The organism is Methanohalophilus levihalophilus (assembly GCF_017874375.1).
Classification (GTDB): domain Archaea; phylum Halobacteriota; class Methanosarcinia; order Methanosarcinales; family Methanosarcinaceae; genus Methanohalophilus; species Methanohalophilus levihalophilus.
The window spans coordinates 163,608-179,226 of record NZ_JAGGLK010000001.1 but is presented as its reverse complement, the minus strand read 5'-3'; the positions used below and the strand labels follow the sequence as shown (position 1 = coordinate 179,226).

Here is a 15,619-nt window from a genome sequence, read left to right as displayed (position 1 = left end):
TGAAGTATTAATAAGTAAGAAGCACCCTAAATACGATTTTAGTTTAGAAAAAAGCCTTTTTTACATGGCATGCCGGGATATTGGAAAACAGGTTTCAACTGAATATAAACGAAGGGATCTGGAGAATTCATTTAACCAGTTTTTTGATAATTCGCCTGACGAGATTTTTGTCCATGATTTAGATGGGAAGATAATAAACATAAATCAGAATGCATGCAACAGGCTTGGCTACTCAAAAGAAGAATTATTAATGAAAACTCCCGAACTTTTTGAAGTAGACGATCAAAAAAAAATGTTTTCCCAACGGATGAAAAAGGTTTTCAAAGAAGGAAAACTCCGTTTTGAATCGGCGCAGATTACAAAGTCCGGAAAAAAAATAGATGTGGAAATTAATGCCGTAATTGCTACCATTCAGGGAAAGCCTGTTGTTTTCAGTATTGTAAGAGACATTACAGAAAGAAGAAATAAGGACAGGCAGATACATAAAGCTTATAGTCTGCTGGACAACGTTGTAAAAACGGGAATTGTCAGTTTTTGGGAAATAGACATTGAATCAGGAACAGTTGGATTTGACTTTGGAGTAGACGATTTTGGCTTCTTTACTAATAGATTCGCAGAGGAATACAACGATTTTCTGGAAATTATTCATCCCAATGACAGAGAACTTGTTTCTGAAGAATTAAAAAAATGTATAGAAGGCAAAAAAGACATTTGTCAGGCTACTCATAAAGGAATGTCAAATAGTGGAGAGTGGGAGTGGTTTCAGTCAATTGGATACGTTGTAGAAAAGGATTTCAATGGCGCTCCAAAATCAATTAATGGATTATCTATTAACATCAACGAGAAGAAAAAAGTAGAGCAGGACATGAAAACTGCATATGAGCGTCTTCAGCAGGCACTGATGGCCGGAGAACTTCTCTGGTGGGAACTCGAACTTCCCGAAGGAAAAATGAATTTTGATGCAGATATGTTTAGAAAATTCGGGTATCAGCAGAAAGGGCTTGAAAACTTCTCATTTAATGATTTCCTCAAAATTATCCACCCTGATGACCACCAAAAGATATTTGAGGGGATAATAGACTGTGTGAAAAATAGATATAAGTCTGCCCAGATTGATTATCGTGTGGACATAGGAGATGGAAAATGGATATGGCATACTGTAAGAGGAAAAGTGGTGGAAGCTGACAAGAATGGAAATCGAATCAAACTTAGTGGCGTTATTAAAAACATTAATAAGCGGAAGTTAGCCGAAGTTAAGTTAACAGAAGCCAAAGTTGCTGCTGAGCTTTCAAACAGAGCAAAGACAGAATTCCTTGCAACTATGAGCCATGAACTGCGAACACCCCTTAACTCTGTAATCGTTTCTCCCAAATACTTATTGATGGAAGATACGGGGAACTTAATAGTAAGCAGGAAAAATACATAGGAAATGTCCTGAAATCGGGGAAACACCTGCTTACGCTCATTAACGATATTCTGGATGTATCACGAATTGAATCGGGTAACACAGAATTGATTCAGAAAAACATAGATATACGTGATTTAATAGAAGATGTAAAAGAGCTTACTGATCCAGATATTGTTATGGGAAAAAAGAAAGTTGAAATATTGATAGATGAAAATCTTCCGCAAATATATGCAGACGAAACAAAGACAAAACAAATTTTGTACAATCTTTTGAGCAATGCGATTAAGTTTACAGGAGAAAACGGGATAATAAAAATCGCTGCTCATAAAAGCGACAACAATGCAGTAATCTCCATATCTGACAATGGGATTGGAATACCGGAAGAAAAGCTGGAAGAAATTTTCTTACCCTTCAGACAACTTCAGGAATACAGAAACCGTACCTATTCCGGAATCGGCCTTGGTCTAACGCTTGTAAAAGAAATGGTCGAATTACAGGGCGGAACCATAAAAGTTGACAGTAAGCCCGGAAAAGGGAGTACCTTTACTTTTACAATACCAATTGTGCCAGCAAATGTGATAAAAACTAGTTGATTTGCAAAAAAGTTATAGCGGGCGTGAAGGGATTTGAACCCCTGACTTACAGCTTAGGAGGCTGCCGCCATATCCTGGCTAGGCCACACGCCCTTAGAGGTAACACTTCTGAATGGTTAATCTCACTTTTAAGTTTATTGGTTGAAAAAGCTCTGAGCTTGCTATTTATATCCGGAAAACTACGATCATATAATATAAAAGGCCAAAAAATGTAATTGATCAATCAAGGCAGACAATCGAACCATAAGGGCAACTTTCAACGCATTTCATGCACATAGTGCATTTGTCACGATCTATAGTAACGTAACTACCCTTATTCTTAATTGCACCTTCAGGACAGGTTTCCAGACATTTGAAACAACCCCTGCAGCCGATAATCCCAAGATACTGTTCATCTGTCATGGAGTTAATGCACTGGTTGATTACTAATAATCCTGACGATCTTGAAGAAGGATTTATATAATGATAGAGGCATCCGAAAAGCATAATGAGGGATATCAAACAGGGAGATGCCGATTCATTCCATACTTATCTTACCGAAGGCTGTAAGCTCTGCCAGGAAGGAGCAAAAATGGTCCTGTTTGTAACAGGAATTTGTGACAAAAGCTGTTTTTACTGCCCTATATCAGAGGAAAGAAAGGGGAAACAGGTCTATGCTAACGAGCAGCCGATATCAAAGGATCTTGACATAATTGAAGAAGCAAATCGAATGGATGCATTGGGTACAGGCATTACTGGTGGTGAACCCCTAATTGAGAAAGAGTTAGTACTGCGCTACATCAATTTGCTAAAAAATACTTTCGGAAAAAAACATCATATTCACCTTTATACTGCATCTGCACCGGACAAAACTACTGTTTCTGAACTTGCCGAAGCCGGTCTGGATGAAATAAGGTTTCATCCTCCTCAAAGTGTATGGGAAAAAATCAAAGATACACCCTACGCAGGGAGCATGGCCGAAACCAGCAAGTTGGGAATTGAAACCGGATTTGAGCTGCCTTCGATTGAAGGAGTTGAAGCTTTAATCAAATTTGCTTCAAAAAATGATTATTTTGTGAATCTCAATGAACTGGAATTTTCTGATACTAATGCAGAAGCCCTAAAAGAGCGCAGTTTTGTTCTTGTGGACGATATATCAAATGCGGTACTTGGATCACGTAGCGCTGCTATAAAGGCTATTAACGGGATAATGAAAGGGCATTTTTGCTCATCCAGATACAAAGACGCTATACAATTACGAAAAAGGTTACTAAGAACTGCCGAGGTCAGTAGTCGACCATTTGAGATGATTACCGATGATGGCACCATTGTGTTTGGGATTATCAACACAGACAAAACAGATGAAGTAAAGAAAATCCTGCTGGAAAACGAAGTTCCTGAAGACCTCTATGAAATCATCGGAGAATCCATAGAGATTGCCGCATGGGTCCTTGAAGAAATGGCAGAATTTATCCAGGGATACGGAAGTATGACAATCGTAGAAAAATATCCCATAAAAGATGGGATAATTGTAGAAAGTATGCCACTTTTAAACCCAAAACTTATAAATAAAAACGCTATAGATGGATAAGATTCCCGAAGCGCATAGCATATTGTCATTTAGAATAAATATATAAACCAAAATAACATAATTTAGTTGAGGTGTTCGGGCTGGAGGAAACCATTGAGGACAGGGTGCGGGCAAGGCTTATCAAGTACTTGGGTCGTGATGACACAGGCATCCGTAAGGTTGTTCTTAAATTGTTTTTAGATGGTGGTCGATATACCACCGGAGATATCTATGAGTTTCTTCACAAGAAAGACTTCGATGTAAGCTACCGGGGAGTTTCAGCCATGGTCGGGCTTATGAACACACGCCTTGGCATTCTTAGCATTGATGTTACCGGCGATCATAATATTTACCTGTTGAAAGATGATTACAGGAACATCGTTGATTCTGTTCTGGAAAACTATTAAAAACGTGATAGAAATGCCAAACAAGCTCCTTGAGCTGGTGTATAAGGGATACGAAGATTTTCTAATAAGGGAGATTCGGAAAGCGCCTCTCCCGTCACATGTTGCAATTATTATGGATGGCAACCGGCGTTTTGCACAGAAATTAGGCAAAATGAAGCATTACGGCCATCGTGTTGGTGCAAACATTACGGAAAATGTTATCGAATGGGCTTATGATATTGGGATAAATGAACTCACAGTTTATGCATTTTCAACTGAGAATTTTCATCGGCCACAGTCGGAAAAGAACAGCATTTTTGATTTAATCAAAGTAAAACTCGAAGAATTGTGTACGGATGAAAGGACCCACCAGCGTGAACTAAAAGTGCGTGTTATAGGAGATCGGACACTTCTTCCGGAAGATTTGCTGAAAAGCGTTAGGAAAGTTGAACAGGTTACTTCAGGATACAATGAATTTACCCTCAATGTTGCAATCGCATACGGAGGGAGACAGGATCTTGTGCAGGCAATCAGGGAAATTGCAAAAAAAGTGCAAAAAGATGAAATGGAGATTTCTGAACTGACAGACTCCACAATATCGCAACATCTATACCCAGAAAAAGATGCTCCTGTATCCGATGTGGACCTGATTATCCGTACAGGTGGAGATGAAAGGTTGTCAAATTTCCTGCCATGGCAAGCCAGTGGAAATGAATGTGCAACCTACTTTTGTGCACCATATTGGCCTGATTTCAGGAAAATTGATTTCCTCAGGTCAATAAGGCTTTACCAGCAAAGAACTGCTGAGAAAGAAAAATTACTTTCAAAAAGGACACACCGCCTATCCTGTGAATCTCATAACTAAAAATAAGATTTAGAAGAAAATGGCTGTGTCAAAAGAATGACGGGTTGAGGATGGAAACACAGCCATGGTTATAGATTATCTGGTTTTTTCTTTGGAATGCCTGAAATGATCGTATTTCTCGTATTGTTCGGTCCTCTCAACAAGTCCTTTGAAGAATTCATCCATTTTAATTCACCTCAGATACTAGTAGGCAGTTAGAATATTATAAGACGTGCCAAGCAGGGTGAAAGTATTTAAGTTGCCAGAAAAATCAAAACCAACTTTCGTTTTGTATATTTCATCCCTTTATCGAAGAGACGGAGTATTCCACAAAAAATAGCCTCATCAGACTTCATCAGCATTCCAGATAAGAACAATGCTGCATTTGCTAAATACAAAACAGACTCTTCCCGCCATGCAGCACAAGGCTGTAACGAAAAGAGTCACTATCGAACGTTGCTTCTTTTGTGTTGAGTTAACTGAGCAAAAACAAAGAGAAATTGCTCAATCTTGGATGAACCTTCTTTGCATCCTTGTAGCTAGCTAGAAGAAAACCCCGGTATACAGGTAAAAGAGAAGGAGTTTCACTACTATCGCGATTCAAAAGTTCTCCGTTTTTATTTTTTAGATCCATAGACAACCTCCACTTTATCGATAAAGTGGTGGAAATGTGTTTCTTAGTTATAATATATAAGCATAAGTATTGTTTCATAAATACAAAATTAAATAAATAAAATATAGAAAAAAAGACTGCAAGAGCATTATTGTATCATTGCCTGAAAAAGAGGTGATTAGAGTGCCCAGACAGTTCTGGCATTCTGATACAATATATTGTCAACATCTCTTGCAGAAAGGATACCGCTAAATTGTAAGTCTACAATGCTTTTAGCCTGCTCCCCAAGAGAACCCCAGGGCTCATCAGAACCAAACAAAATTTTACTTTCAGGTGCATTCTGGATCATTTCTTCCATTGTGGTTCCCTGTTTCCTGTACAAATTTTGGTAGGCTTCATTGGTTATCATCGCAGTGTCAAGATATAGATTGTCAAACTCCCACAATGAGCTCAATATCTCAGGAATCCCATCACCCATATGTGCAAGCTGGAATTTTAGATCAGGATACCTGCCTACTGTGTCAAGGAGTTTCTGAGGACATTTTCTGCATTTCATGGGAAGGTGGAGTACCATACTCATTTCATGTTCATTGAGATACTGGAGAATATTCAAATTTGGAATATCGCCGTAGATTCCGTAGTATTTGATCCCACGTGGAGAATTGCCACGTTCATCTACATATTTCTCTATCTCTTCGATGCCATCACTGGCTGAGAGAAATGGTATGAAATTCACGTGCTTATCTTTAATCTTAGAGATTTTCTCATTAGCTTTAGTGTAATTTATTCTCCATCCGAAATATGGCTCCTGGGAATCCGTAGAAACGTTCCAGAGATGATAGTAAAGCCCTCTCCATATGTGACCAAAAGTGTTTGCAGGTTCAGGCTGAGAAAAAAGAACACAGTTCTCCACGTTGTTACTTTCCATAATGCCCTCCAGCTCCCCGAAGTCATTACTAAACTTTTTTGTTGGGCGCAGAGCCATTGTCATTAACATTGAATTAGTACCATAGTGACAGTGAGCATCATTGATCCTGATTTTCATTTTTACCACCCGAATATCAAGGAAAATGCAAAGCTACAGCTATCCTGTTTACGCAATATAAGTGAAGATGCAGACAGAGGGAGTCTGGACCCCACCTACAAAATCTGAACAATAAATCATTATGATTGATGATACATAACCTAACGGAGATCAAATTGCGAAATGGTTTAAAAGTTTTCAAATGGCGTTGTACTTTTCAAAAGGAAGAATACTTTGTTACGAAGTTAATGAAGTGCTCTTGAAGAAAATGCTTATATAGAAAACAGCAAGAATTATCTTACACAGGTGGGAATAGTTGGTGCCTTAAATTTGAATACAAAATAGGCGTAGCCTTAACCTTCCTGTATTGACAAATGGGGTTTGATTAAATGGATCCAGTAGCACATTTTGAAATACCGGCAAAGAACAAGGAAAAGATGAAAGAATTCTATGGCAACGTTTTCGACTGGCAGTTCCAGGACCTTCCGGAAATGAACTACACCATGATTTACACAACCGAAATCGATGAGCAATTCATGCCAAAAGAGGTTGGGAGCATAAACGGAGGGATGGCAACTGAAGATCCTGCCGAATCACCCGTACTTGTTATTGTTGTACAAAATATGCAGGAATCCCTGAATAAGGCAAAGGATGCAGGCGCAGAAATGGTGATGGAACCTGTCGATATTCCAGGCGTGGGAAGCTATGCCCGAATTAATGATATTGAAGGTAACCTGATTGGCATAATGGAACCAGCTATGAAATAAAAAAATAAAATTTCTTCGTGCAAAAAAATCAGTAAAAAAGTGTTTGGTGCGGGGGACGAGATTCGAACTCGCGGATTCCTACGAAACTAGGCCCTCAACCTAGCGCCTTTGGCCTGGCTCGGCAACCCCCGCACAGGGGTATAAAAAAGGAAAGATTTTGACGTCTTTCCGTTACAGTTCTCCCAGAATCATATCGAGGCTGGAAGCTTTTTCCTTAATAGTACTAACAGCATTTATAATTAACTGTTGAGCACTGTAGGAGCCATCGGATTCCATAGTGAAAATGAATGAATTTACATCTTCTGTTACATCAATGGCATCAATGTCACAGGAACCTACACAAAGCTTGCAAAGAGAACATCGCAATGTGCCATCTTCCACAACTTCTGCAGATTCTTCCCCGAGAACAAGGATGTCTCTCGGGCAGACTGTAACACATGCACCACAGCGGTCACAATCATGAATGTCAATCACAGGCATGTTCTTGTAACCACAAGCAACACCTGCCTGCCATCTGGCATGATCATGTCCAAATCCCATGGTTGCAGTTGCTTCCAAAACCAACTTTTGACCGGGTTTAAGCAGGACTATAGGAATACTGGAATCTGCAGGAGAAACTTTTGGATCTGAAGAAACAAGGTCACCTGAGTAAACCATACGTTCCTCGTCCTCCGCTTCCACACTTAGGGTAAAAGCTACACTGCATGCCGGACAACCGTCTTCACATGAACACTCAGTATGAGGTACAAACTCCTCAAAGTTTGTAGCAATTGGGATGAGTGCCATTCTCAGACCTATCTGTTCGTCATAAAGCACTGAAGTGTTGTTATAAATTCCAACTTCTTCAATTGCCAATGTGGGAACATCGGCGAGCATAGCCCGCCTCAATCCGTTTGCAAATGATGCATCTACTCCGGAGAGAATGAATCTTGCAGAACGGTCCGATAATTCCAGTAAATCGACTTCCATATTCAGGAACCTCAGCTCCTTTATTATACGCGTCTGCCGCCTTTTGGACGGGTTCCGTCGTGTGGGACAGGAGTTACATCTTCAATGCGACCAATCCTTATTCCGGCACGAGCAAATGCCCGGATGGCTGCCTGTGCCCCTGGACCGGGGCTTCTCTGTTTGTTTCCACCCGGTGCACGCACCCTGATGTGAACTCCGATTACGCCTTTGTCCTTAAGGGTATCAGCCAGCTGCCCTGCCATTTGCATAGCAGTGTACGGAGAACTCTCGTCTCTTGCAGCTTTAACAACCATACCACCTGATGACTTTGCAATAGTTTCAGCACCAGTAACATCAGTTATGGTGATAATAGTGTTATTGAATGAACATTTAATATGTGCAACGGCCCAAATTCCATCTGCCATAATTTAAACCTCCTGTTTACTCCTCAACCAGGGATGATGCCACCTGAGCAGGCCTTTCCGGATGGGATTCACTGACCATTGGTGATTTGGTGTAGTAGTCGATATTCATTTCATCTTCCTTGGAGATCAGCATGCTTGGAACTGTAACTCTCTTTCCTTCGATTGCAATGTGTCCATGTGTGATGAACTGGCGAGCCTGTTTAGGAGTTCTTGCTAGACCAAGCCTGTGGACAATAGTCTGCAACCTGCGCTCCAGTACAGTTTCAGTAGTAAGACCAAGGATATCATCGACATTGGAGTCTGGTTTGAGAATTGAGTATCTTATAAGCTTTGAAAGAATCTGATCTGCTTCTGTCTTTGCATGTCCTGAAAGTTCAGCTTCTGCAGATTCGGCCAAAAGACGCCTTGCGTCAGCCCTGTAGCGACGAAGGATACTGTGTGCTTTCCAGAGTTCCTTCTTGTTCCTGAGACCGTATTTCTTGACAAGTTCAACTTCAGTAGCCATCCTGGCAGCCTGCCATGGGTGGTTTGGGGTGTCATAGCTTTTTCGTCTTTTTCCTGGATAAACCATTCCTAATCACCTTCACTTCTTCTTGCTGACACCAATAGTTGAGCCTCTTCTGCCAGTGGACTTTGTCCTCTGACCACGCACCTTAAGACCTCTCTCGTGCCTGATACCACGGTATGCACGAACTTTCTTGAGATCGTTGAGGTCCTCCCTTATGGTCATTGCGATGTCCTGACCAAGGAGATGCTTGTCTTCACCGGTTGCGAAATCTTTACGCCTGTTGAGCATCCAGTTTGGAAGATGCTGTTCAAAAGTGCTAATGGTTTCATCCAGTTTGGCAATGTCCTCATCTGGAAGATAACCGATAGTTGCAGTAGGATCTACACCTGTAGATTCTGTGATAATACGTGCAGTTCTCCTGCCGATGCCCTTGATACCGGTAAGAGCATACTGGACAGGTTGGCTGCCCTGAAGGTCCGTATTCATGATACGGACAAGATGTCTTATTTCATCTTCTGCCATTATATTCCTCCTTAAGGATGCAAAACACATCCCGTAGCCCCGAAAAATTATTTTCGGCACAGCCATTCAGCTTTATAAAATATTTATAAGACCTGAAAGGCTTGGCTCAATATACCCTTTTAGGTATATAACCTTAATTGTCACAAAAAGAAGCTGATGTTTCCGGGAAATATTGTATTGGGCAGGAGGTTTATTCCCATGGAAGAGCAAGCTCCTATAAATAAAATAACATCAAAGAAAAAGTGACTATTAAGGGAGAACCTATAATGGTGAAAAAACCATCCAAACCGGAGAATTTGTTTCGGGCTCTTTTTACAAATACCAATGATGCAGTTTTCATCAGTGATCTAAACGGGACTATCCTTGATGCAAACAAAATTGCGTGTGATAAACTAGGCTATCAGGAAGAAGAGATTCATGGCATCAGGTTTAAAGAACTATGTGCCGCAGAATCCGCAGCCATAGTTACTGATTCTTTCAATGAAATCCAGGAAAAAAAAGAAGTGGCTTTTGATTATCACCACCTGGAGAAAAACGGACATACTTTTCCAGCAAAAGCAAATTGCAGTCTGATTGAATATAATGAAAACCATGCAATACTTTGCATCGTAACAGACACCTCTGAAAAAGAAGATACAAAACTGGAAATTGAAGAAGCACGAATTGCTGCCGAAGTTGCCAACCGGGCAAGAAGTGAATTCCTCGCAACCATGAGCCATGAATTGCGCACGCCACTAAATTCAATCATTGGTTTTTCAGAATTATTGATCGATTGTGATCCTTTAACTCCTGATGACAGGCAAAAAAAGTATGTGGCCAACATACATAAAAGCGGAAAGCATCTCCTTGATTTAATAAATGACATTCTTGATTTATCTAAAATTGAAGCTGGGAAGGTGAAACTCAGTCCTGAGATATTTGAAGTCCAGAAAGCAATTAGTGAAGTAACAACTGTTGCATCTCCTCTTGCAGCAAAAAGCAGAATCGAACTGAATATTGATTCACGTGATGCAGGAGAGGTGCTTGCTGACAAAGGTAAATTCAAGCAGACACTTTACAATCTACTCAACAATGCAATCAAGTTCACTCCGGAAGGAGGAAAAATTGAACTTACTGCCGAAAAAAAAGATGGGGAATTACAGGTATCCATAAGGGATTCAGGTGTTGGAATCGCTCCCGATGACATGGAGAAAATATTTAAACCGTTTGTGCAACTGGATTCTTCTGCAGATCGCAAATACGGCGGAACAGGCCTTGGTCTTGCTCTTGTGAAGAAATTCGTGGACCTGCATGAAGGAAGGGTATCTGTGCAGAGTGAGGTAGGAAAAGGAAGCACTTTTTCGTTTACAATCCCCGATCAGCAAACAGCTACCGAAACAAATCTTGCGCAGGAGAAAGAGGCATTTGAACCCGAAATTCCAATTACATCCGAAAATAAGAACAAAAATTCAACAATACTGGTTGCAGAGGATGAAGATGATGCAAGGGAATTACTCACCGCCACATTGCTTTCACTGGGATATGATGTAGTAGAAGTGGACAGAGGAGACAGAGTTATGGAGGCTGTCAAAAAAGTGAAACCATTTGCCATTACAACAGATATAATGATGCCTGGAAAGGATGGCTGGCAGGTTCTCAGGGAATTGAAAGAAGACGAAGAAACAAAAGACATTCCCGTAATTATGATTTCCGTTCTGGATCAGTGCTATAATAATAAAACAGTCAATGCGGAAGATTACTTTGTAAAACCTGTTGACAGGGAAGACCTCCTCCATACCCTTGAAAGATTTCGTCACTCATGCACCACAGAAAATCCAGTGATACTTGTAATTGATGATAACTCGGATGATAGGGAGCTTATTGTTTCCATCCTGAAACCGGAAGGCTATGAGATCATCGAGGCAAGGGGAGGCAAAGAAGGAATTGAACTCGCAAAAAGTGAGAAACCATGCCTGATAACCCTGGATTTAATGATGCCGGAAGTTTCCGGTTTTGACGTGATTGAAACTTTGAAAGCGGAGGAAGAAACAGCGAATATTCCCATTCTGGTTTGTACTGCAAAGGAGCTGACATCGGACAATAATAAAATGCTCAGGGAAAATGTTACCGTTGTCCTGAACAAGGGTAAATTCAATCACAAAGAGCTTATCGATCTTGCAAAGGAATTGAGCTCCTTACATATTGCCTGATTTTCAGGAACAGAAAACATGATTACCCGAGTCGCTAAAATAGAGGGAGTTTTCCTTGATATGGATAACACCCTTTTTGATTTTGTAAGCGCGAAACTTGAAGCCTGCAGGGTAGTAATTGAATATCTAGGGGAAGGTTCTTCTGAAGAATTGTTTAGTTATTTCAGACGAGGAGTCTATGATTTTGAGCATCCGCTAAACATCAGTGATTACCTGCATGAAAAGGAACTGTTTACTGAGCATGTTTTTGAGGAATGCATATCCATCTACGAGAAAGTAAAACTTGAGAATATTGAGCTATATCCGAATGTGAAAGATACACTGTGCAGCATCAATCGCAGGGAACTCAAGGTAGCTGTTGTGACAGATGCCCATACTGACGGGACATTGTACCGGCTGGAAAAAACAGGGATTCTGGGAATGGTAGATGAAATTATTACCTGTGACATGACAAAAGCAAAAAAACCGTCTGAGCAAGTATTCAGATTCGCACTGGAAAAATGCGATCTTCTGCCCCAGAACTGTATTTATGTGGGGGACAGCATGCGAAGGGATATTGAACCCGCAAAGAAAATAGGTATGATTACAGCCCATGCTGCGTATGGTGACCGGAATGATCATGAGGAAAAGAATGGTACAGCTGATTTTGTCCTTCAGGACATTAAGGAACTGACAACTATTCTTGAAAAACTGGAAAAAACAAGCCTTTGAGAGCGAATTCCCGCTATTGCTATATACCAATAGACATGAAGGTAGTGCAGGAGTGATCAAGGAATGGCCGACAGTAAGAAAATTCTGATGGTTATAGCACAGGAAAACTTCAGGGATGAGGAATATCTGGATCCCCGGAAAGTTTTCGAGAAGAATGGTTATGATGTAACAGTTGCCAGCAATTCAACCGAAACGGCACGGGGAGCGAAGGGTGAGAAAGTAAAACCTGACATTGCAATTGCAGATGCAAATGCAGATGATTATGATTCAGTTGTGATAGTGGGAGGCGGAGGTTCCGTTAAGTTCCTGTGGGATAACGTGAAACTCAGGAGTCTTGCAAAAGATGCAGAGAAAAGCGGAAAGGTTGTTGCAGCCATTTGCCTGTCCCCGGTGGTACTTGCAAAAGCAGGACTTCTGAAAGGCAAAAAGAGTACCGTTTTTGCGGAAAAAACTGCCATTAAGGCCCTTAAGAAAAACGGTGCCAAATACGAAGATACTGATGTACTACGGGAAGGAAAGATAGTGACCGGACGTGATCCAAAGGCCGCAAAGAAATTTGGCGAGACTGTCGTGGAAGCTTTGAAGGGATAAGCTTTCACCCACTTTTTCTTTTCAGGATTTATATTTCCAAATTCTCTTATTTTTCATCATTGTGTTTTACAGTTATAGCCACGTTTCCTTTCTTTTGGCCTTTTTCAAGATAGTTAAAAGCTTCTGCAATTTGTTCCAGCGGATAGCTTCTGTCTAAAACCGGTTTTAATTTTCCAGATTCAAGAAGCTCTTTGAGGAAAAACAAATTCTCTTTTTTCTCGCATGCCCCTCCTCCGCCAAAGATCACTTTCTTGCTGCCAATTCTCGAAGTCCAGAGCATTTGAAATAGATCTTTTAAACCACCTGCAACTGCAAGATAGAAACCATCCTGACTCAGCGATTTTTTACATTTTGAAAACGATGTTGTTCCCACTGCCGTGTCCAAAATGATATCATAAGACTCGCCGTTTTTAGTGAAATCCTCTTTCGTATAATCAATTACCTTATCGACACCCAGAGACGTCACCAATTCCAGATTTCGAGTGCTGCATACACCTGTTACTTCTGCACCAAAGGCTTTGGCAATTTGTACAGCAGAAGTACCGACCCCCCCTGAAGCACCATTTACAAGGACTTTTTGTCCATTTCGAACATTTGCCCTGTCTCTGAGGAAATACAAGGAAGTCAGAGCGCCGAAAGGAATTACTGCAGCTTCCTCATACGTCAGATTAGCCGGTTTTGCTGCAAGCAATCCGTCTTCAGACATACATTTGTACTCTGCATAAGCACCCATACCATCACCATCACCTCCAAAGATCCGGTCACCCACATTAAACAATTTAACGTCTTTTCCAACTGCTTCAATTTCTCCGGCAAACACAGATCCTAGCATGCTTTTCTTTGGTTTTGTGATGCCAAGCATCAAGCGCGCCAGAAGTCCTAAACCGGGCGGAATATAAACAAAATCCCGGGCATTGGAGTCACCGGTTGTTACTGATGTGGCATGGATTTTTATGAGAACTTCATTATCTTTTGGGATGGGTTTTGGAACCTCTCTAAGCTGAAGAACTTCAGGTGGGCCGTATCTTGTGCATACAATTGCTTTCATCAGTAGCCTTCCTAATTATTCGGTATTGTTACTCTTTCCTACAGTTATGACTACATTTCCCTTCTTATGCCCTTTTTCAACATATCTGTAAGCATCGACAATTTGCTCCAGCGGATACTTCCTGTCAATTACCGGTTTGAGCTTACCCTCTTCAATAAGTTCCCTGAAAAAAGCCACATCCTCCCTTGTATATTTGGGGAGCGGAAACATCACTTTTTTACTTCCAATTTTCGATGTCCATATGTGTAAGAGGGGGTTCTGGGCCAGAAATCCCAGTTCTGTTGAAAAATAGATTCCACCCTTTTTCAGCAGGCTTTTACAGCGTGAAAATGAGCTTTTACCAACCGCATCAAAAACGATGTCATGTGTTTGGTCATCTTTTGTAAAATCCTCTTGAGTGTAATCAATGACCCTGTCAGCATCGAGGGATTTTACCATTTCCAGATTTGTGGTACTGCAGACTGCGGTAACTTCTGCCCCATAGTACTTTGCCAGCTGAACCGCTGCTGTACCGATGGATCCGGAAGCACCATAGATCAAAATGCGTTTTCCTTTTTGGAGATTTGATCTGCTGATATAGGTTAATGCAAGGGAAGCCCCATCACATATCGAAGCGGCTTCTTCATAATCCAGGTTTTCCGGTTTTATCGCAATAGGATCGTCTTCGGCCAGGCAGATATACTCTGCATGTGCACCCATTTTGTCCCCGGTGTGTCCAAAAACTTTGTCACCCACCTGAAACAACGTTACATCCCTGCCAATGGATTCAATTGCCCCGGCAAATTCACTCCCGAGTATTTTCTGTTTTGGTTTCGTAATGCCAAGGAAAAATCTTACAAAAAAAGGATCTGCATTTCGAAATCCACAATCGGTCCTGTTCACTGTGGTCGCATGTATTTTGATGAGAATCTCATTGTCTTTTGGAATTGGTTTAGGAACCTCTTTTAGTTCAAGTACATCAGGTGATCCGTATCTTTCATTTACAACAGCTTTCATGACATGACATCCTATCAATCGAAATTATTGCCTTTCATTTTACCTACAAATTCATCAGCTCTTTTGAAATCATCTTCATTGGGTCTGCCTTTATTCATCCCACCGATGTATTTCATGAAGCTGTTCTTGTTGAGGCCTTTACAAAAGAATTCGTCTACGATCACTGCACCCTTCTCTTCCAAACTGCTTTCTAATTTACTATGATCGGATTTCCTTATCATTGCGGAGGTGGAGAATACAAACACTTTCTTCCCATTTAGATTCGGTAACTTATCCACCAAATCGAAAAGAGAATCATGATGCTTGTTGGAATAGATACCTGAGCCAAAGCCAATTAGGTCGTAGTCATTGATTTTCTGCAAATCTACATCTTCAGGCCCGACTAGATCCGCACCCAATACCTGTGCCATCCTCTCCGCAATTTTCAGGGTATTTCCCTGATGTATGGATTTGACGATTATGAGAGAGTTCATTGCTCATTCTCCTTTGGTAATATG

At 40.9% G+C, this 15,619-nt stretch carries 18 protein-coding genes, 2 tRNA genes and 1 pseudogene; 9 read left to right on the top strand and 12 right to left on the bottom strand.

Going from position 1 to position 15,619, the window contains the following annotated elements:
* Nucleotides 1–64: 64 nt before the first annotated feature.
* Nucleotides 65–1,443, top strand: a pseudogene (locus J2755_RS00950) (PAS domain S-box protein); the annotation flags it as partial.
* 69 nt (nucleotides 1,444–1,512) lie between these two features.
* On the top strand, nucleotides 1,513–2,001 hold the full coding sequence (locus J2755_RS00945; protein ID WP_209678239.1) for a sensor histidine kinase: 489 nt from the start codon (nucleotides 1,513–1,515) through the stop codon (nucleotides 1,999–2,001).
* An 18-nt stretch (nucleotides 2,002–2,019) separates the two neighbouring features.
* On the opposite strand, the gene J2755_RS00940 is transcribed toward J2755_RS00945, so the two are convergent.
* Nucleotides 2,020–2,094, bottom strand: a tRNA-Arg gene (locus J2755_RS00940).
* Between the two features lie 126 nt (nucleotides 2,095–2,220).
* On the bottom strand, nucleotides 2,221–2,403 hold the full coding sequence (locus J2755_RS00935; protein WP_209678236.1) for a 4Fe-4S binding protein: 183 nt from the start codon (nucleotides 2,401–2,403) through the stop codon (nucleotides 2,221–2,223).
* Nucleotides 2,404–2,488: 85 nt separating this feature from the next.
* On the opposite strand from J2755_RS00935, the gene J2755_RS00930 reads away from it, so the two are divergent.
* The 3 genes from J2755_RS00930 to uppS all read left to right on the top strand — a co-directional run bounded on the left by J2755_RS00930 (nucleotide 2,489) and on the right by uppS (nucleotide 4,801).
* Nucleotides 2,489–3,571 carry a radical SAM protein gene (locus tag J2755_RS00930; protein WP_209678233.1) on the top strand — a complete coding sequence of 361 codons (1,083 nt, stop codon included), beginning with the start codon at nucleotides 2,489–2,491 and terminating at the stop codon, nucleotides 3,569–3,571.
* A gap of 80 nt (nucleotides 3,572–3,651) precedes the next feature.
* Nucleotides 3,652–3,957 (top strand): DUF2551 domain-containing protein, encoded by a 306-nt coding sequence (locus J2755_RS00925; RefSeq protein WP_245312649.1) that lies wholly within the window; start codon nucleotides 3,652–3,654, stop codon nucleotides 3,955–3,957.
* Nucleotides 3,958–3,970: 13 nt separating this feature from the next.
* The gene (gene uppS / locus J2755_RS00920) at nucleotides 3,971–4,801 is read left to right on the top strand and encodes a polyprenyl diphosphate synthase (RefSeq protein ID WP_209678227.1); all 831 of its coding nucleotides are present in this window, start codon (nucleotides 3,971–3,973) and stop codon (nucleotides 4,799–4,801) included.
* Nucleotides 4,802–5,255: 454 nt separating this feature from the next.
* On the opposite strand, the gene J2755_RS00915 is transcribed toward uppS, so the two are convergent.
* Together J2755_RS00915 and J2755_RS00910 are read right to left on the bottom strand one after the other, a co-directional pair.
* Nucleotides 5,256–5,414 (bottom strand): hypothetical protein, encoded by a 159-nt coding sequence (locus J2755_RS00915; protein WP_209678224.1) that lies wholly within the window; start codon nucleotides 5,412–5,414, stop codon nucleotides 5,256–5,258.
* 157 nt (nucleotides 5,415–5,571) lie between these two features.
* Nucleotides 5,572–6,438, bottom strand: coding sequence for an amidohydrolase family protein (locus J2755_RS00910; protein ID WP_209678221.1), 867 nt, complete (start codon nucleotides 6,436–6,438; stop codon nucleotides 5,572–5,574).
* A 368-nt stretch (nucleotides 6,439–6,806) separates the two neighbouring features.
* Between J2755_RS00910 and J2755_RS00905 the strand changes: the two genes are divergently transcribed.
* On the top strand, nucleotides 6,807–7,184 hold the full coding sequence (locus J2755_RS00905; protein ID WP_209678217.1) for a VOC family protein: 378 nt from the start codon (nucleotides 6,807–6,809) through the stop codon (nucleotides 7,182–7,184).
* 44 nt (nucleotides 7,185–7,228) lie between these two features.
* Here the strand turns inward: J2755_RS00905 and J2755_RS00900 are convergent.
* The 5 genes from J2755_RS00900 to J2755_RS00880 all read right to left on the bottom strand — a co-directional run bounded on the left by J2755_RS00900 (nucleotide 7,229) and on the right by J2755_RS00880 (nucleotide 9,587).
* A tRNA-Leu gene (locus J2755_RS00900) sits at nucleotides 7,229–7,316 on the bottom strand.
* Between the two features lie 39 nt (nucleotides 7,317–7,355).
* Nucleotides 7,356–8,159, bottom strand: coding sequence for a DNA-directed RNA polymerase subunit D (locus J2755_RS00895; protein WP_209679828.1), 804 nt, complete (start codon nucleotides 8,157–8,159; stop codon nucleotides 7,356–7,358).
* A gap of 17 nt (nucleotides 8,160–8,176) precedes the next feature.
* The gene (locus tag J2755_RS00890; RefSeq protein ID WP_209678214.1) at nucleotides 8,177–8,557 is read right to left on the bottom strand and encodes a 30S ribosomal protein S11; all 381 of its coding nucleotides are present in this window, start codon (nucleotides 8,555–8,557) and stop codon (nucleotides 8,177–8,179) included.
* Nucleotides 8,558–8,573: 16 nt separating this feature from the next.
* Nucleotides 8,574–9,128: a 30S ribosomal protein S4 gene (locus tag J2755_RS00885; RefSeq protein ID WP_209678211.1), complete on the bottom strand. Its 555-nt coding sequence runs from the start codon at nucleotides 9,126–9,128 to the stop codon at nucleotides 8,574–8,576.
* 12 nt (nucleotides 9,129–9,140) lie between these two features.
* Entirely contained in the window at nucleotides 9,141–9,587 is a 447-nt protein-coding gene (locus tag J2755_RS00880; RefSeq protein WP_209678208.1) for a 30S ribosomal protein S13, read from the bottom strand.
* Between the two features lie 266 nt (nucleotides 9,588–9,853).
* Here J2755_RS00880 and J2755_RS00875 point away from each other — a divergent pair, with 266 nt between their 5' ends.
* From J2755_RS00875 to J2755_RS00865, 3 genes are all read left to right on the top strand, one after another.
* Nucleotides 9,854–11,776, top strand: a complete 1,923-nt coding sequence (locus tag J2755_RS00875) for a PAS domain-containing hybrid sensor histidine kinase/response regulator (RefSeq protein ID WP_209678206.1) — start codon at nucleotides 9,854–9,856, stop codon at nucleotides 11,774–11,776.
* Nucleotides 11,777–11,794: 18 nt separating this feature from the next.
* Complete coding sequence (locus tag J2755_RS00870; protein WP_209678203.1) at nucleotides 11,795–12,487, top strand: HAD family hydrolase; 693 nt, start codon at nucleotides 11,795–11,797, stop codon at nucleotides 12,485–12,487.
* A gap of 63 nt (nucleotides 12,488–12,550) precedes the next feature.
* Nucleotides 12,551–13,078 carry a DJ-1/PfpI family protein gene (locus J2755_RS00865; protein ID WP_209678201.1) on the top strand — a complete coding sequence of 176 codons (528 nt, stop codon included), beginning with the start codon at nucleotides 12,551–12,553 and terminating at the stop codon, nucleotides 13,076–13,078.
* Between the two features lie 46 nt (nucleotides 13,079–13,124).
* Here the strand turns inward: J2755_RS00865 and J2755_RS00860 are convergent, their stop codons facing one another.
* The 3 genes from J2755_RS00860 to J2755_RS00850 are packed head-to-tail and all read right to left on the bottom strand — an operon-like array spanning nucleotide 13,125 to nucleotide 15,595.
* On the bottom strand, nucleotides 13,125–14,126 hold the full coding sequence (locus J2755_RS00860) for an NAD(P)-dependent alcohol dehydrogenase (protein ID WP_209678198.1): 1,002 nt from the start codon (nucleotides 14,124–14,126) through the stop codon (nucleotides 13,125–13,127).
* A 15-nt stretch (nucleotides 14,127–14,141) separates the two neighbouring features.
* Complete coding sequence (locus J2755_RS00855) at nucleotides 14,142–15,122, bottom strand: NAD(P)-dependent alcohol dehydrogenase (RefSeq protein ID WP_209678195.1); 981 nt, start codon at nucleotides 15,120–15,122, stop codon at nucleotides 14,142–14,144.
* A gap of 14 nt (nucleotides 15,123–15,136) precedes the next feature.
* Entirely contained in the window at nucleotides 15,137–15,595 is a 459-nt protein-coding gene (locus J2755_RS00850; RefSeq protein ID WP_209678194.1) for a flavodoxin family protein, read from the bottom strand.
* Between the last annotated feature and the right edge of the window lie 24 nt (nucleotides 15,596–15,619).

Coding starts and splice junctions, on each gene's coding strand:
- J2755_RS00935 (WP_209678236.1), bottom strand. CDS start 2,403: ATGACAGATGAACAGTATCTTGGGATTATCGGCTGCAGGGGTTGTTTC.
- J2755_RS00930 (WP_209678233.1), top strand. CDS start 2,489: ATGAGGGATATCAAACAGGGAGATGCCGATTCATTCCATACTTATCTT.
- uppS (WP_209678227.1), top strand. CDS start 3,971: ATGCCAAACAAGCTCCTTGAGCTGGTGTATAAGGGATACGAAGATTTT.
- J2755_RS00915 (WP_209678224.1), bottom strand. CDS start 5,414: ATGGATCTAAAAAATAAAAACGGAGAACTTTTGAATCGCGATAGTAGT.
- J2755_RS00910 (WP_209678221.1), bottom strand. CDS start 6,438: ATGAAAATCAGGATCAATGATGCTCACTGTCACTATGGTACTAATTCA.
- J2755_RS00905 (WP_209678217.1), top strand. CDS start 6,807: ATGGATCCAGTAGCACATTTTGAAATACCGGCAAAGAACAAGGAAAAG.
- J2755_RS00890 (WP_209678214.1), bottom strand. CDS start 8,557: ATGGCAGATGGAATTTGGGCCGTTGCACATATTAAATGTTCATTCAAT.
- J2755_RS00885 (WP_209678211.1), bottom strand. CDS start 9,128: ATGGTTTATCCAGGAAAAAGACGAAAAAGCTATGACACCCCAAACCAC.
- J2755_RS00880 (WP_209678208.1), bottom strand. CDS start 9,587: ATGGCAGAAGATGAAATAAGACATCTTGTCCGTATCATGAATACGGAC.
- J2755_RS00875 (WP_209678206.1), top strand. CDS start 9,854: ATGGTGAAAAAACCATCCAAACCGGAGAATTTGTTTCGGGCTCTTTTT.
- J2755_RS00870 (WP_209678203.1), top strand. CDS start 11,795: ATGATTACCCGAGTCGCTAAAATAGAGGGAGTTTTCCTTGATATGGAT.
- J2755_RS00865 (WP_209678201.1), top strand. CDS start 12,551: ATGGCCGACAGTAAGAAAATTCTGATGGTTATAGCACAGGAAAACTTC.
- J2755_RS00860 (WP_209678198.1), bottom strand. CDS start 14,126: ATGAAAGCAATTGTATGCACAAGATACGGCCCACCTGAAGTTCTTCAG.
- J2755_RS00855 (WP_209678195.1), bottom strand. CDS start 15,122: ATGAAAGCTGTTGTAAATGAAAGATACGGATCACCTGATGTACTTGAA.
- J2755_RS00850 (WP_209678194.1), bottom strand. CDS start 15,595: ATGAACTCTCTCATAATCGTCAAATCCATACATCAGGGAAATACCCTG.